We start from the raw sequence: 15,822 nt of genomic DNA, 5'->3' as shown, positions 1-15,822 counted from the left end.
TCCTGGGGAAAAGTGTCGCTGTTCATGCGGCTTCCGTTCGCGGGCCGACGGAGTGGTCGGCGACGTCGCCGATGCCGGGCACCACGTCGTTGAGGCGGGTGAGGGCGTGGCGGTGGAAGGCCGGGTTGAGATCGATGCCGGTGTACGAGCGGTTGAGGCGGACGGCGGCCTGTCCGGTGGTTCCGGTGCCGCTGAAGGGGTCGAGCACGCTGCCGTGCTGTGGGCATCCGGCGGCGATGCAGCGCAGCGGGATGTCGATGGGGAACGCGGCGGGGTGGGGCTGGCGTTGTCCCGGTGTGACGGGGATGGTCCAGACGTCGCCGGGGTTTCGCCCGGGCGGGATCGGGCTTGCTGTCTGTGTTCGGCTGGATGAGGGCCAGGTGCCGCGGGCGGTGTGCGGTTTGTTGCTGCTTCGGTGCGTGCGGCGGGACAGCGACCGGTCGCCGGTGTAGGGCTGGCGGATCGGGTCGAGGTCGAAGAAGTACGACTGCTGTTTGACGAGGAGAAAGAGCACTTCGTACCGGCAGGTGAGCCGGTCACGGCTGGGGAAGGGGGCGGCATTGGGCTTGTGCCAGATGATGGCGTTGCGCAGGATCCAGCCGTCGGTCTGGAGTGCCTGGGCGACTCGCCAGGGCATGCCGATCAGGTTCTTGTGGGGCACGTCGGCGGGTGGTCGGTAGCGGGGCTGGCGGTACTGGCCGGGGCGGGTGCACCAGTAGCCGTCGCTGTTGGTGGAGTAGCTGTCGCCCAGGTTGAGCCATGCGGTACCGGTGGGCGCCAGGACGCGGTAGAGCTGGGTGAAGACCTGCCTCAGATGCTGGACGTAGGCGAGCGGGGTGGCTTCCAGTCCGTACTGCTCGTCGGTCCAGGCGGCGCCGCAGCGGGTGCAGGAGCGCGGCGCACTCACTGATGCGGGAGGACCGGTCGGGTCGGTGGTGTCCGGGTGCGGGCAGGCGGGGCTGCCACCGGTCCAGGAGCCGGTGCCGTAGTCCCGCAGTCGCCAGTAGGGCGGGGAGGTCACCACGCAGTCGGCGCTGCCGGTGGGCAGGGTCCGCAGTACGTCCACGGCGTCGCCGGTCAGCAGTCTGACATCAGGCGGGGCCCCTGACGGTCGATGCTCACCCCGGGGGCGCGGGTTCATGCGGCCCTCCTGTCCTGCGGCCGGGTGGTCCCGGGGCAGGGCAGGCCGAGCCGGTCCAGACCGATGTCATGGAAGTCGCTGCGCAGGTCGATGCCGACGTAATGGCGTTCGAGCTGGCGGGCGGCGAGGGCGGTGGTGGCGGCGCCGCTGAACGGGTCGAGCACGGTTCCGTGCGGCGGGCAGCCGGCGGCGATGCAACGCAGCGGGATGTCGACAGGGAATGTGGCGAAGTGGGCGGCCCGCAGCGGACGGGTGGTGATCGACCACACGTCGCCCGGGTTCTTGCCCTTGGTGTGGGCAGCGGTATGCCGCCGTCCGGTGGGCTGCAGCGCCTCGCCGGGCGGCTGGGCGGAGAAGGCGGTGTCGTCGGTGTATTTGCCCCCGTAGACGTTCTGGCCGCGTCGGCGTTCGGTCGCGCCAACGCCCGCGCGGTGGCCTTTGCGGGAGCCGCCGATGACGATGCCTTTCCCCAGTGCCTCGGGACGGGCCAGGGGTTCGCGGATGGCGTCGAGGTCGAAGAAGTACCGCGGCTGCTGCACCAGCAGAAACACCAACTCATACCGGTTGGACATCCGGTCGTGCACCGATTCGGGCATGGCGTTGGGCTTGTGCCACACGATGGCATTGCGCAGGATCCAGCCATCCGCCTGCAGCGCGAAGGCCACTCGCCAGGGCATCCCGAGCAGGTTCTTGCGCGGCAGGGCCTCGGTGCGGTCCACCCCGGCGCGCTGGACCGACTCCCTCATGATCCCCAAGGCCCGTCGCCCCATCGCTGTGCTCCTGCGCATCGGGTCATCGGTACGTCCAGGCGGCGTGGTGCTGTAGGAGTCGCCGAGGTTGAGCCACACCGTGCCGGTAGCTGTCAGCACCCGGCGCAGTTCGGCGAACACGCCGCGCAGGGCGCCGACGTAGTCCTCGGGGGTGGACTCCAGTCCGTACTGACGGTCGTGGCGCACAGCGCCGCAGCGCCTGCAGGTTCGGGGGTCGCCGCCGCGGTGTGCAGCCGAGGCCGGATAGGGCGTGCTCGGGTGGGTGGGCGGCGGGGTACTGGTGCCCCGTCCGGTGGAGTGCGTACAGGCGGGGTTGCCGCCGATCCACTGGCCGGTGCCGTAGTCGCGCAGCCCCCAGTACGGGGGTGAGGTGACCACGCAGTCGGCGGTGTTGTCGGGGAGTTCGCGCAGGACCTCGACTGCGTCGCCGGTGTACAGGGTGACGGTGTCGCCGGCGAAGTACGGGGTGATCACGCGGCCTCCTGCAGCAGCTTTTCGTGGTCCGGTTGGTCGGCGGTGTGGTGCCGCCGCCGTAGGGGGAGCTGGGGCGGACGCAGTGCGGCGGCTGCAGCTGCCGCGTGCGGGGCGCGGAAGAGCAGGACGTCATGGTGGGCGGTCAGTGTGACCGGGTGGCCAGTGGCGCGCTCATGGCGGGCGGTGCACCGGCGCTGGCCCAAGGAGGTCCGGACGATCAGGCGTTCACCGCGGAGTTCGGCCAGCAGGGCGACGCACCGTTCGACGAGCACCAGTCCGGCCGCCCGCGCGGCGCTGTGGACGTGTCCGGTCAGGTCGAGCAGCCGGTCGTGGTGCCGGTGCGGCCGGATCGTGACGATGACGTGGCCGCCGGGGCGCATCAGGGGCCGGCACTCGGTCAACGCCTGGCGAAGGCGGGCGGAGGAGTTGTCCGCCGCCCCGTCAGGGTCCGGCCCGGCGGGAGTAGGCCGCAGGGTGGTCAGGACGAGGTCAACGTCCCCGGCCAGTCCGGCCAGCCGTGCTGCGGTGGATGCGGGCGGGCTGTCGAGCACCATGCCGTCCGGTGCGGCCCCGTCGTACTTGGCTGCGGTGACGTTGGCGCGGGCGACGGTCCACCAGCGGCGCTGGCCGGTCAGTCCGATGGCGTGTCGGCCGGAGCGCAGGGCTTCGGTCAGGACGGTGCCCGCGCCACAGTCCGGGTCCAGGACGGTGTCGCCGGGGCGGGTGTGGGTGATGATGGCGTAGGCGGCGACGGCGGGGGGCATGCGGCCGGCGTCGTGGGCGGTCTCGGGCACGTAGCGGCCCTCGGCGAGTTGGGCGTGGCTGTCGAATTGTCCGGTAGGCCAGACCGACACCAGCGGGCGGGGCCGTGCGACGGGCTGCGGGAAGCGGGCGGTCATCGACGGTCCTTCCCCATCGGATCGACAGCGTGTCGGGGGCGGACGAACAGCAGGAGGTCGGCGTGCACCCGCAGGTGCCACGGCACCGGAGGGACGCCGGGCGCGGTGTCCGTAGGAAGGACGGCAGGCAGGTCCGGCTCAGGGGCGAGGGCGCTGTCGCGGACGGGGATTTGAAGGAGCGCCACGCGGTCGAGCAAGGCCAGTCCGGCGACGTCGGCGGCCTGTGTCACGAGGCCGCCCGGGTCGATCAGCCTGCCTCGCCAGTGGTCACTGTGAGTGATGAAGGCGAGGACTCCGGAGGGCGTCAGCAGACCGCCCCACGAGATGCCCGTGACCCAGTCCGGATGGTGCGGATCGACGGGAGCGATGACCGCGTCGAAGCGGTCCGGGCCGACTGTGGTCGGTCGGCTGCGTCGCCGGACCGGTCGGTGGCTGGTCGGTGCGGCAGGAACCGACTCGGTCGGGAGTCGGTGTACCGACTGCGGTCCGGCCGGTGCGGTGTCCTCAGCGGCGCGGGCGGCGATGCGGGGGTCGGCGGTGTGTGCTTCGAGGGTGCGGCCGAGTCGGCTGGCGGTCCCGGCTGCCTCGATCAGTGCGGGCAGCAGTCCGCCGCCGGTCCGGGTGCTGGGCATGGCCAGGTCGGGTGTCGGCACTCCGGGGCCGGTGGGCGGGGCGAGGAGCAGCACGCGGTGGCCGGGCCGGGTGTAGGTGGCGACGATCTCGACGATGGTCTCCAGCAGCCACGGTTCGATCAGGCGGGCGTCGGGATGACTGGGGCGCTGGGCGACCGGCCAGACGGAGCTTGGGCGCCTGGGACGCCGGGGGCGGCGTGAGCGCGTGCCGGCGCGGCCACGCGAGGGCAGGGGGTGCGGCCGGTGCCCGTCCGGCGGTGTGGAGTCGCCTGCGGGGGGCTGCGGGCGGGGTGGTGGTGTCATGCCCACTCTCCTGATGCGGTGGTGGCGTGGTGGTGCACGGTCACCGCAGAAGGCCGGGATTCGGGGCTGTTTTGGACACCGCGCCGCGAGGTTCGTTGCTCTGCCCGCACCCGCAGTGCCGTTTCCCTGCGGCCGGACCGCACGCAATATCGAGGTCGCAGACTTTCCCGGAGAGCTTCCGTATATAGGCCCGGCATGAGGCGACGGGGCCAGCCTGACCGCAATCGCTTCAGTGCGTTAGCTACGGCTTTTCCTGGCCGCCCGGCGAGCTCTGAAAATGGTGTCGTGCCATCGGAGGGGCGCACCGGATAGGACACCTAAAGACCTACTAAGACAGCATTAAAGAAGCAGGTCATCGGCTACTAAGCGGCTACTAATGCCCTCCTAGAGTGCCACTCGCCGCCCCGTTCCTGCGGCCGTTCCAGCCCCACGACAAGCCCCCTATTTAAGCAATTTTTAGCAGCAAGGAGATTCCTGGAAGGGAATCTCCTTGTCGTTTTCTTGTCGGTTTCTTGTCGACCGTCTGGATTCCTTGAGGCGTCGTTTCTTCCGCCTCGTGAAGGAGTCGCCTGACATGGCTAAGAGGTATCACGCGCACCGCGCCTGCACCGTCGAACAGCCGTCGCCGTTGGATACCGCCCGGGAGTGCTTCACGCTGATGGTGACCGGCCCGCAGCCGCTGTCCCTGGACGGCCGGGGCTTCCCGGGCCTGCCCAACCGGCGCATCCCGCTGGACGAGTTGCGGGATCGGATGCTGCGCCGCCGCTGCCCGCGGCGCACCCGGGACGCCGTCTGGGCGCACCTGGTGCGGCAGTCCCGGGAGCACGGCGCCACGTGGACGCTGGCGTGCGCGGGCATAGCGCTGCCAGCGCTGGCCGGGGTGGCCCGCTGGCTGACGGCCCGGTTCCCCGGCGAGGTGTTCGACGTGCACGCCGAGGTGCTCGGCGGGTTCCTCGGCGCGCTGGCGACGGTCGACGTGGACCGGCCGCGGGTGCTGGTGCGGCTGCGCTGGGCGGCCTACCGGGCCGGGTTCGCGGCGCTGTCCGAGGCACTGGATGCGCCGACTCCCGTGGGCAGGGACTTCCGGTCGGCGCCGCCGCGTCCGCCGTGGGGTCACCCCGACCTGGTACTGGCGCGCGCGGTCCGACAGTCGGTCCTGACTCGGACTGAGGCCGACCTGATCGGCGCCACCCGACTGGACGAGACGCCCATCACCGACTGGGCCGACCACCACCAGATGGGCCACGAGGCGGCTTACAAGGCCCGCCAGCGCGCCGAGCGACGTCTGGTCGCCTTCCTGCGCGAGCAGGCCGCGACCACCGACCCGGACGACCCCGTCGCCTCCTACGTCACTGACGAACTGACCCCCGTCACGTCGCGGCCCCACCCGACCCGACGGTCACCGTCCGTTACCAACACGGGGCGCGGCGGCCCGGCACAGCCGGATGGGAAATCCGCGGCAGCGGTGTCCAAACCGGGCCCCGTTTCCGGCCTTCTCGGGTGCGGGGGATCCACGCCCGCCCTTCCTGCCGCCACGTCATCGGAGGTGCCTAAATGCGCCTGATACCCCTTCCCCACCGTCTTCCCCTCATCGCGGCGGGCGCCGGACACCACGCTGCGACGCCGCGACCCCGGGGCCGTTGGCTGCGCCGGGGGCTGTTGCTGATCGGTCTGACCGTGCTGATGCCCGCCCTGCTCGCCGCCTCGGCGCACGCCGCCGAACCGGTCCAGGTTCTGGCGCTGGCGAAGTCGGTCGACGAGGTGTTGGACAACATCCGTAACTGGATCATGGGCATTCTGGCGGGTCTCGCCACGGTGTTCTTGTCCATCGGCGGCGTGCGCTACGTCATGGCCGGGGGCGATCCCGGTGAGGTGGAGAAGGCCAAGACCGCCTTCAAGAGTGCCGGCTGGGGCTATGGGCTGGCTGCGCTGGCCCCGCTGGTGGTCGAGATCCTCAAAGGGATCGTGGGGGCCTGATGACCACCGCCCAGGCGACCACCGCCGTGGCACACCGGCTCACCGGTCCGGCCGCCCCGGACCGGACCGGGGCCGGGCGCCCGGCAGCACCGAGCCCATCGCGTGCGGCCTTCCGCGGCCGGTGGCGCCGCTGGCGCCGCGCCCTGGTGCTCGGCACCGTGGCCCTGGCGGTGCTCGCCTCGGTGTTCTCCGCCTATGCCGACCCCAGCCCAAGCCCCGGCCCGGCGCCAGCCCCAACCGCCTCCGCCAAGCCCACACCAACACCGTCAGGTACCGAGTCTTCGTGCCCGGCATCGGACTGCATCCCTGAGCCCGGTACATCGGCCTCCCCGGCCCCGACGCCGGGAACCTTGCCCCCGGCCCGGGTTCCCGACGGCGACGGCACCGGCGGGATATCCGGATGGATCGCGAAGGGCATCAGCAGTGCGATCACCGGCTTCTTCAAGTCGGTGATCAAGTTCGCGCTCAATCCGCTGCTGGACCTGCTCAGCGGCACGCTGCTGACCACACCGAGTCCTGCGTCCATGCCGCGCGTGGGCGAGCTGTGGACGAATTCCTGGCAGATCGCTCTCGCCTGCTACGCCCTGCTGGTCGCCATCGCCGGAGTCGTGGTGATGAGCCACGAAACCGTGCAGACCCGCTACTCGATCAAGGAAATAGCGCCGCGGATTCCCCTGGGGTTCCTCGCCGCAGCCCTGTCGCTGTTCTTCGCGGGCAAGGCCGTCGACCTGTCCAATGCCCTCTCCCGCGCCGCCATGGGCGGCGGCGCCAACGCCGATACCGCCGGGCCTGCTCTGCGCGACTTCGTCCTGAGCTCCTTCAACTCCGACAGCGGCAGCATCTTCCTCGTCCTGATGTGGCTCGTGGCCATCGGGGTCCTGGTCGCCCTGCTGCTGACCTTCGTCGTCCGCGTGGCCCTGACGATCATTCTGATCGTCGCCGCACCTTTGGCGCTGATCTGCCACGCCCTTCCGCAGACCGACGGCATCGCCCGCTGGTGGTGGAAGGCCTTCGGCGGCGTGCTGGCCATCCAGGTCGCCCAGTCCCTCGCCCTGATCACCGGGGTGCGGGTGTTCTTGACTCCCGGCGGGTTCGGCCCCAACGGACTGTTCGGACTCACCGAGAACGGTCTGGTCAACGTGCTCATCACGCTGGCGCTGATGTACGTCGTCTTCAAGATCCCGTTCTGGATCCTGGGGTCGATCCGCTTCGGCAACGGCCGCTCTTTCGTCGGCAGAGTGGCCCGCGCCTACGTGATGTACAAGACGATGGGACTGCTGCGGGGCGTGAGTGGAGCGGGCGCCGCTTCGCGCGGCGGTGCGCGCCGCGCACCGCCCCCCGCAGGGCCGGGCGGCACGTCCCGCTCTCCCCGGCCGTCCGGCTCGGGACCGTCCTCAGGCGGTGCGGCCCGCCGAAGCGGGAGCGGGAACCCCCCGCCTGCGGGGCCCGGCCGACCGGCGGGCGGCCCGCAGCGCCCGCCGGGACCGCCACTGTTCCTCCAGCCGATTCCCACGGCCCCCGGGGCAGGCCAGCCGATCGGCCCGGCCGGCGGACCGCCACCGATGCCGCAATTCCGGGCTCCCGGCAATCCCCGCCCGGGCGCCTCCCCTGCCCCTCCGGCCACGCCGCCGACACAACCTGCCCGCCCGCCTGGCCCACCGGTATTCCGGGCTTCCGGCGGCACCCCGCTCACGCCGACCAAGCCGACCAAGCCGACCGGCCGGCCCTCGGTTCCCGCCCGGCCGCGCTTCCAGCAGCCCACTCCACGGCCCCACGTTGCGCCCCGGCGCGCCACCCGGCCACCCGCACCCGCCACCTTCCGGCCACCGGTGCCCGAGCCCCGGGTCACCCCGATGCGGCACCCGCGCACCAGCGCCCAACCCCCGGCCGTCTTCAGCTCCCCACGACCCACCACCCCTCCCGCGAGGCGCACTCCACCGCCACCCCCGCGCCGTACTGGCGGCAGCCGCCCAGGAGGTGACCCGTCATGACCCAGCCCGTGCGCATCCCTGCCGACGTTGACCGCGAGGACACCGTCCTGGCCAACCTGACCGCCCGTCAGCTGCTGATTCTGGCCGTCACCGGCATCGTGCTGTACGGCACATGGTCGATCACGCGCGCTTTCGTGCCCCTGCCGGTGTTCCTGATCCCCGCCATCCCTGTCGGGGCCACCACTGCCTTCCTGGCGCTGGGCAGGCGCGACGGGATGTCGCTGGACCGGCTGCTGCTCGCCGCCCTGCGCCAGCGCATGACGCCCCGCTACCAGGTCGCCGCCCCGGAAGGCATCCACCCGGCGCCCGCCTGGCTCACCCGGCAGGCCACCGAACCCGAGCAGCCCACCGGCGGCATCGCCCCGGCCGCGCTGCGGCTGCCCGCCGAAGGCGTGAGCGAGACCGGCGTGATTGACCTCGGCACAGACGGGGTCGCGGCGGTGGCGGTGTGCAGCACCGTCAACTTCGCCCTGCGCACCCCCGCCGAACAGGACTCCCTGGTGTCCGCGTTCGGCCGCTACCTGCACTCACTCACCGCCCCCGTCCAGGTCCTCATCCGCGCCGAGCGCCTGGACCTGTCCACGCAGATCGGCGAGCTGCGCCGGGATGCCCCGTCCCTGCCGCACCCGGCGCTGGAGGCCGCTGCCCGCGAGCACGCCGACTACCTCACCCAGCTCGGCCAGAACACCGACCTGCTGCGCCGCCAGGTCCTGCTCGTCCTGCGCGAACCCCTCGGCCCGAGCGTTCCCGCCGATGTACTGGGCGGCGGCTCGCCGCTGCCTGCGTTCACCCGCCGCAGGCAAGGGCCGCCCGGCGGCGAGGTCGAGGATCATGCTGTCCGGCGCGCCGCTGAAGCGCGCCTGGTGCGCCGGCTCGGCGAGGCGGTCGAACTCCTGGGACCCATCGGCATCGTCGTCACGCCGCTGGACGCCGGCCAGGCCACCGCCGTACTGGCCGCCGCGTGCAACCCCGACAGCCTCCTGCCGCCGTCCTCCGCTCTCGCCGGCGCCGACGACGTCATCACCACCGCCGCGGCCGAGGAGGGCTGGCCCCATGACACGTCCTCGCCCTGGGACGAGCCTGAAGGGAGGGACGCGCTGTGAAGCGCTCCCGCACGCACGCAGGACACCCGGCATCCCCGGAACCTGCCCGCGAGCGCGCCGGGGCGTTCGCTCCGGATGCCCTGGCCGTTGCGCCCCGGCATCTGGAGGTCGGGGCGGAGTGGGTGGCTTCCTTCGCGGTCACCGGCTACCCGCGTGAGGTGCATCCGGGCTGGCTCCAGCCGCTGCTGACCTATCCCGGCCGGGTGGACGTCAGCCTGCACATTGAGCCGGTCGACCCGGTCACCGCCGCCAACCGGCTCAAGCGGCAGCTCGCCAAGCTCGAATCGGGCCGCCGCTACACCCAGGACCACGGCCGGCTCATCGACCCGCAGGTCGAGGCCGCCACCGAGGACGCCTACGACCTGTCCGCCCGGGTCGCCCGCGGCGAGGGCAAGCTCTACCGGCTCGGCTTGTACCTGACCGTCCATGCCGTAAGCCGCGAGGACCTGGCAGGCGAGGTCGCGGCGGTTCGGTCGCTGGCTGCCAGCTTGCTGCTGGACGCCAAGCCCACCACCTACCGCAGCCTCCAGGCCTGGGTGACCTGCCTGCCGATGGCCTTGGACCTGGTGCGGATGCGCCGCACCTTCGACACCGCCGCGCTGTCCGCGGCGTTCCCGTTCACCAGCCCCGACCTGCCCCCGCCGGACCCCACCTCGGTCGCCGCCCCGTCCGGCGTGCTCTACGGGTACAACGTCGGCAGCCAAGGCCTCGTTCACTGGGACCGCTTCGCGCTGGACAACCACAACTCCGTCGTCCTGGGCCGCTCCGGATCCGGCAAGTCCTACCTGGTCAAGCTGGAACTGCTGCGCTCGCTCTACCGCGGGATCGAGAACTATGTCATCGACCCCGAGGACGAGTACGCCCGCCTTGCCTCGGCAGTCGGCGGAACCTACGTCCACCTCGGCGCCGAGACCGTCCGGCTCAACCCCTTCGACCTGCCCATCCACACCCGCCCCGACGGGCGCCGTAGCGCGCCCAAGGACGCCCTGGTCCGGCGCGCCCTGTTCCTGCACACCGTCCTGTCCGTACTGCTCGGCTCGACTCTGGCGCCGACCGAGCGGGCGGTGCTGGACCATGCGATCGCCGCGACGTACCAGCGGGCCGGCATCACCTCAGACGCGCGTACCTGGACTCGGCCAGCCCCGCTGCTGGCGGACCTCGCCGCCACCCTGCACGACGCGAAGCACCAGACCGCGACGGACTTGGCGGCCCGGCTGCGCCCCTTCACCCAGGGTGCGTTCTCCGGGCTGTTCGCCGGGCCCACCACCACCCGGCCGGATGGCCACCTGGTGGTGTTCTCCCTGCGCGACCTGCCGGACGAACTCAAGCCCATCGGGACCCTGCTGACGCTGGATGCGGTCTGGCGCCGGGTGTCCAACCCGGCGCTGCGCCGACCCCGTCTGGTGACCGTCGACGAGGCATGGCTGCTGATGAAGGAACCGGCCGGGGCGGAATTCCTGTTCCGGATGGCCAAGGCGTCCCGCAAGCACTGGGCCGGGCTGACCGTGGCCACCCAGGACACCGCTGACGTACTCGGCTCCGACCTGGGCAAGGCGGTGGTGGCCAATGCCGCGACCCAGATCCTGCTGCGCCAGGCCCCGCAGGCCATCGACGAGATCACCCGGACGTTCGATCTGTCCGAGGGCGAGCGGCAGTTCCTGCTGACGGCCGACCGCGGTCAGGGACTGCTGTCCTCTGGCACGCAGCGGGTGGCCTTCGAGTCTGTGGCCTCACCGACCGAGCACTACCTGGTGACCACGAATCCGGCAGAGCTGGCCGCCTACTTGGAAAGCGGCGCAGTTGCGGACACCGACGATCCGTTCCTGGATCTCGAAGCGGCCGAATCCCCCGACGACGCCTATGACGCCGTTTCCGGCAGCGAGATCGATCTCGACGCCGGCTGAACGGTCCCTCATCACCGCTTCTGCGACCTGTGCGCCGGTCTCTGCACAGAGGCCGTCGTATCTCTCCTGATCGTCTTCTGGGAGGCCATCTATGTCGTCTCACACATCGGTGCCCGCTCTCGTTCCCACGCGGCCCGCACGGCTGCTGACCCAGAACCGCGAAATGCGCGCGATCGGCGTCTGGAACTGGACGCTGCCCGCCTGGGCCGGCCGCTTTCCGGACGGAAAAACCTACAACACCTGCCCCTCGGCTGGGATTTGCCGCGACGTTTGCTACGCACGGCATGGCACCTACACCTGGCCCACGGTGAAAGCCAAGCACCAGGCCAATCTCCGCTTCGTCCTCGATGACCTGTCCGGCTGGGAAGAAGCGATGACCGCCGAGCTCGGGAGGCGGAAATTCCGCGGGACCTGGGTGCGGATTCACGATTCGGGTGACTTCCTCTCAGACTCCTACCTGCTGGCGTGGCTGCGGATCATCCGCGCCCGGCCGGAGACCAATTTCTACGCCTACACCAAGGAAGTCGCCCGGTTCCGGGCCCTGGTGGAGCCCGACCCACCGGCCAATTTCCTGTGGGTCTACAGCTTCGGCGGAACCCAGGACGCCGTTCTCGACGTCGAGCGCGATCGTGTGGCGGATGTCTTCCCCGACGAGGCAGCCATCGCCGCGGCGGGATGGCACTCGCAGGAGGCCAGTGACCTGCTGGCCGTCCTCGGCCCGCGCCTGGTGGGCATCCCGGCCAACCGCATCCCGCATTTCCTCAAACGGTTGGGTGGCCGCACGTTTCGCTCCTGGCAGGCAGAAGTCGACGCCGAACGCCGCGCCCAGCGCGGCGGCCTGCGGCTCGTGCACAACACCGCCGATCCCGAGCCCTCGGCACTGGCCGAGTCCGGCCAGCTGCCCGCGGCGGAGCACCACGGTCGTGCCGCCTGACCCCTGCTTCGTGACCGCGCCCTTGGAGGCCCTTGCCATGCTCACCAGCCACCTCCTGCCGTCGCCATCGCGCATCGCGGCTGCGGCAGGCCCCGATTCTCCGCTGGGGAACTACCTGCGCGATCCCGGCGGCGCCGTGCACGCGGTCCTGGCCCACGTCGCGCAGTGGGTCACCGTCTGGGGGCCCGTCGCGGGCCCCGTCCTGGTGCTAGCCGCTTCCGGGTTCGGCGGGGCGCGCTGGTGGTGGCGGCGTCGCTGCCGCCGGATGCTGAACGCCGACGCCCGGATCGTCAATGTGCTGCCGCCGCCCACCGCCGATCCGGCGGGTGCCGAAGCACTGTGGGCGAACTTGCTGGGGCTGTTGCGGCCGGCCTGGTGCCGCCGCCTGACCGGGCAGCCCCACCTGGGCTGGGAATACGCGTTCGACCGTGAAACGATCCGCGTTCGCCTGTGGGTCCCGGGTGTCGTCCCGCCGGGGATGGTCGAGCGCGCGATCGAGTCAGCCTGGCCCGGCGCACGCACCCGCACCGCACCCGCACCGCCGTCCACCCCCCTCGCCGGGCAGCGCAGCGAGGCGGCAGGCGGCGAGCTGCGCCTGGCCCGCCCCGAGGCCCTGCCGATCCGCACAAACTTCCCCGCCGATCCGATCCGCGCCCTGCTCGGCGCACCGGTCGGCCTCGGCCCGAGCGAGCAGGCGGTGGTGCAGATCCTGGCCCGCCCTGTCACCGGGCGCCGGATCACCAAGGCCCGCCGGGCTGCCCGTCGGGCGCGCACCGGGCAGCCCGTCCGCCCCGTCAGTCGCGTGCTCGACCTGCTCACCCCGGGCTACCGGGCCCCGCGCTCCCACCGCGCCGCCCCGGTGCTAGACCGGCAGACGGCGCTGGAGGCGTCCGCCGAGGACAAGGTGATCGTCGCCAAGCAGCGCGGCGCCCCATACGAGACCCGCATCCGCTACGCGATCACCATGACGGTGCCCGAAGACCTGAGCACCGAGAAACGGGCCGCGGTACGGGAGCGGCTGCGCGGCCGGGGCCACGCCATCGCCAGTGCGTTCGCCGCCTTCACCGAACACAACTACTACCGCCGCGCCAAGCTCCGCCGACCGGCGGTGTACGTCGCCGAACGCCGCCTGAACAAAGGCGACCTGCTGTCAATCCCGGAACTGTCCGCCGTGGCACACCTGCCGTGGGACGAGGCCATTCCCGGCCTGCAACGTGCCGGCGCCCGCGCGGTGCCGCCGCCGCCCGGCATCGCCACCACCAACCCGGCCGTGAGGCCCATCGGCCTCACCGACACCGGCCACCCCCGCCCCGTCGGGCTGCGCGTGCCGGACGCCCGCCACCACCTGCACATCCTCGGCGCCACCGGCTCCGGCAAATCCGAGCTGATGGCCCGGATGATCCTCGCCGACGCCGACGCAGGACGCGGCCTGGTGGTCATCGACCCCAAAGGTGACCTGATCACCGACGTACTGATGCGGCTGCCCGCACACCTCGGGGACAAAGTGATCCTCTTCGACGCCGACAGCAAGGCCCGGCCGCCCATCCTCAACCCGCTCGAAGGCACCGACGCGGCCCGCACGGTCGACAACCTGGTGTCAATCTTCTCCCGCGTCTACGCCAGCAGTTGGGGACCCCGCACCGACGACATCCTGCGCGCCGGGCTGCTGACCCTGCACGCGCAGGCCGGCACGCCGGTCCTCACCGACCTGCCCAAACTGCTGTCCATCCCCTCGTTCCGCCAGCGAGCCGTCGACCAGATCGACGACGACATCCTGCGGGGCTTCTGGTCCTGGTACGACGACCTCTCCGGGCCGGCCCGCGCCCAGGTCACCGCACCGCTGATGAACAAGCTCCGCGGCTTCCTGCTGCGCCCCTTCGTCCGCGCCGCCCTCGCCGGCGGGCCCTCCACCGTCGACATGGACGCCGTGCTCGACGGCGGAATCTGCCTGGTCCGCATCGCCAAAGACGCCCTGGGCACCGAGACCGCCCACCTGATGGGCTCCATCGTGGTCGCCCGCACCTGGCAGGCCGCCACCGGTCGCGCCCGCATCTCCCAGGGCCAGCGCCCAGACGCCGGGCTGTACCTGGACGAGGCACACAACTTCCTCAACCTCCCCTACGCGCTGGAGGACATGCTCGCCGAGGCCCGCGGCTACCGGCTGTCGATGACGCTCGCCCACCAGTACCTGCGCCAGCTGCCCAAGGAACTGGAGGAGGGCATCAGCACCAACGCCCGCACCAAGATCTTCTTCAACTCCTCGCCCGAGGACGCCCGCCACCTCGCCCGGCACACCGAACCGCGGCTGACCGCACACGACCTGTCCAACCTCGACGCCTTCCACGCCGTCATCCGCCCGGTCGTGCACGGCGCCGAAGCGCCCGCCTTCACCGCCATCACCGAGCAGCTCCCGCCGCCCATCCCGGGCCGCGCCAAGCAGATCCGCACCGCCGCCCGCCGCAACGCCCGCCCCAAGCCAGTCCCGACCCGCACGGGGCCCGCAGGGCAGTCGGCGGACCCCCGACCGACCCGTGCGGGCGACTGAGCTCACCACCCTGACAGGCCCCGTGCGGCGGCCAGCCGCGCCGCCGCACGGCCACTCCACCAACCGCTCCCGTTTCATTCGGAGGTGTACCGTCTTGATCACCAATCCCACTCCCCAGCGCTCCCTGCGCGGGCACCGGCCCCAACGCATCAGCCAGCGCGACGCCGCCATCAGCGGCTACATCGCCCGGCTCGCCACCCGCCTGACCGAGCGCGACCGGTGGCTGGCCCGCATGCTCTACGAGCACCGGGTCCTGACCACCCACCAGATCGTCGATATGGCCTGGCCGTCGGTGCGGGCCGCCAACATGCGTCTGCTCCGGCTGTACCAGTGGCGCGTGATCGACCGGTTCCAGCCCTTCGTCACCTACGGCACCGCCCCCATGCACTACGTCCTCGACCTCGCCGGTGCCACCCTGCTCGCCCGCGAGGAGGGTCTCGACCTGCGCGCCCTGGACTACCGGCACGACCGGGCGACCGGCATCGCCTACTCCCTGCACCTGGCCCACACCGTGGGCACCAACGGCTTCTTCAGCGCCCTCACCGCGCACTCCCGTCGCCCCGACGCCGCCGGCCAACTCGCCGCCTGGTGGTCCGAGACCCGCTGCGCCAAACACTTCGGCGACATCGTCCGCCCGGACGCCTACGGCCTCTGGCACGAGCACAGCCCCACGCCGACGGCATTCGAGTGGTTCCTGGAGTTCGACTTCGGCACCGAGCGCCCCGACCGCCTGGGCCGAAAACTCGCCGGTTACGCCAAACTGGCCACCACCACCGGCATCACCACCCCCGTCCTGTTCTGGGTCCCCACTTCCCGCCGGGAAGCCCGCATCCGCCGCGCCCTGTCCGCAGCGCTCACCAGCCTCGACGACCCGTCCCTGGTGCCGGTGGCCACCTCCAGCTCCGACTTCCTCGACGAGGAGCACAACGACCCCGCGGCGGCCCGCTGGCAGCCACTGGACGCCCGCCCACCCGCACCGCAACGCCTGCGGCTCGCCGAACTCGGCCGCGCCTGGCCACACCTGCCGCCCCTGGCTGCCTCATCCACCGATCCCACCCAGGCTGGCGGAGCGGACCTGGGCAGCGGCCTCCTGCCGCCGGCTCCGCTGCCACCCGACCCATCAGACCGTCGCCCACTGCGGTAAACGGA

12 protein-coding genes are annotated in these 15,822 nt (G+C 71.7%); 8 read left to right on the top strand and 4 right to left on the bottom strand.

The genetic code is table 11. The features are described 5' to 3' along the window. Window positions 1-22 precede the first annotated feature (22 nt). From ACZ5VQ_RS39095 to ACZ5VQ_RS39080, 4 genes are read right to left on the bottom strand one after another with little or no spacing between them, the layout of a single operon-like run. The gene (locus ACZ5VQ_RS39095) at window positions 23-1,141 is read right to left on the bottom strand and encodes a DNA-methyltransferase (RefSeq protein WP_469109159.1); all 1,119 of its coding nucleotides are present in this window, start codon (window positions 1,139-1,141) and stop codon (window positions 23-25) included. Further along, a complete protein-coding gene (locus ACZ5VQ_RS39090) occupies window positions 1,138-2,385 on the bottom strand; it encodes a DNA-methyltransferase (protein ID WP_469109158.1) in 1,248 nt (415 codons plus the stop codon). Before ACZ5VQ_RS39090 ends, ACZ5VQ_RS39095 begins: the two co-directional genes overlap by 4 nt. Next, on the bottom strand, window positions 2,382-3,284 hold the full coding sequence (locus ACZ5VQ_RS39085) for a TRM11 family SAM-dependent methyltransferase (RefSeq protein ID WP_469109157.1): 903 nt from the start codon (window positions 3,282-3,284) through the stop codon (window positions 2,382-2,384). Before ACZ5VQ_RS39085 ends, ACZ5VQ_RS39090 begins: the two co-directional genes overlap by 4 nt. Continuing rightward, window positions 3,281-4,219: a hypothetical protein gene (locus ACZ5VQ_RS39080; protein ID WP_469109156.1), complete on the bottom strand. Its 939-nt coding sequence runs from the start codon at window positions 4,217-4,219 to the stop codon at window positions 3,281-3,283. Before ACZ5VQ_RS39080 ends, ACZ5VQ_RS39085 begins: the two co-directional genes overlap by 4 nt. Before the next feature lie 574 nt (window positions 4,220-4,793). Here ACZ5VQ_RS39080 and ACZ5VQ_RS39075 point away from each other — a divergent pair. The 8 genes from ACZ5VQ_RS39075 (at window position 4,794) to ACZ5VQ_RS39040 (ending at window position 15,817) form a co-directional block, all read left to right on the top strand. Continuing rightward, a complete protein-coding gene (locus ACZ5VQ_RS39075) occupies window positions 4,794-5,783 on the top strand; it encodes a hypothetical protein (protein ID WP_469109155.1) in 990 nt (329 codons plus the stop codon). Then, a complete protein-coding gene (locus ACZ5VQ_RS39070) occupies window positions 5,774-6,196 on the top strand; it encodes a pilin (RefSeq protein WP_469109154.1) in 423 nt (140 codons plus the stop codon). The genes ACZ5VQ_RS39075 and ACZ5VQ_RS39070 overlap by 10 nt, the downstream gene beginning before the upstream one ends. Then, the gene (locus ACZ5VQ_RS39065) at window positions 6,196-8,187 is read left to right on the top strand and encodes a TrbL/VirB6 family protein (protein WP_469109153.1); all 1,992 of its coding nucleotides are present in this window, start codon (window positions 6,196-6,198) and stop codon (window positions 8,185-8,187) included. Before ACZ5VQ_RS39070 ends, ACZ5VQ_RS39065 begins: the two co-directional genes overlap by 1 nt. Continuing rightward, window positions 8,184-9,290 carry a PrgI family protein gene (locus tag ACZ5VQ_RS39060; RefSeq protein ID WP_469109152.1) on the top strand — a complete coding sequence of 369 codons (1,107 nt, stop codon included), beginning with the start codon at window positions 8,184-8,186 and terminating at the stop codon, window positions 9,288-9,290. The genes ACZ5VQ_RS39065 and ACZ5VQ_RS39060 overlap by 4 nt, the downstream gene beginning before the upstream one ends. Continuing rightward, window positions 9,287-11,194 (top strand): VirB4 family type IV secretion system protein, encoded by a 1,908-nt coding sequence (locus ACZ5VQ_RS39055; protein ID WP_469109151.1) that lies wholly within the window; start codon window positions 9,287-9,289, stop codon window positions 11,192-11,194. The genes ACZ5VQ_RS39060 and ACZ5VQ_RS39055 overlap by 4 nt, the downstream gene beginning before the upstream one ends. 91 nt (window positions 11,195-11,285) lie before the next feature. Further along, window positions 11,286-12,128, top strand: a complete 843-nt coding sequence (locus ACZ5VQ_RS39050; RefSeq protein ID WP_469109150.1) for a GP88 family protein — start codon at window positions 11,286-11,288, stop codon at window positions 12,126-12,128. Between the two features lie 10 nt (window positions 12,129-12,138). Next, window positions 12,139-14,673, top strand: a complete 2,535-nt coding sequence (locus tag ACZ5VQ_RS39045) for a DUF8128 domain-containing protein (RefSeq protein WP_469109149.1) — start codon at window positions 12,139-12,141, stop codon at window positions 14,671-14,673. Between the two features lie 94 nt (window positions 14,674-14,767). After that, a complete protein-coding gene (locus tag ACZ5VQ_RS39040) occupies window positions 14,768-15,817 on the top strand; it encodes a replication-relaxation family protein (RefSeq protein WP_469109148.1) in 1,050 nt (349 codons plus the stop codon). The last annotated feature ends 5 nt before the right edge of the window (window positions 15,818-15,822 follow it).

This window comes from Streptomyces sp. NPDC033178, assembly GCF_055577685.1.
This window is presented reverse-complemented; position numbering and strand designations above follow the sequence as displayed.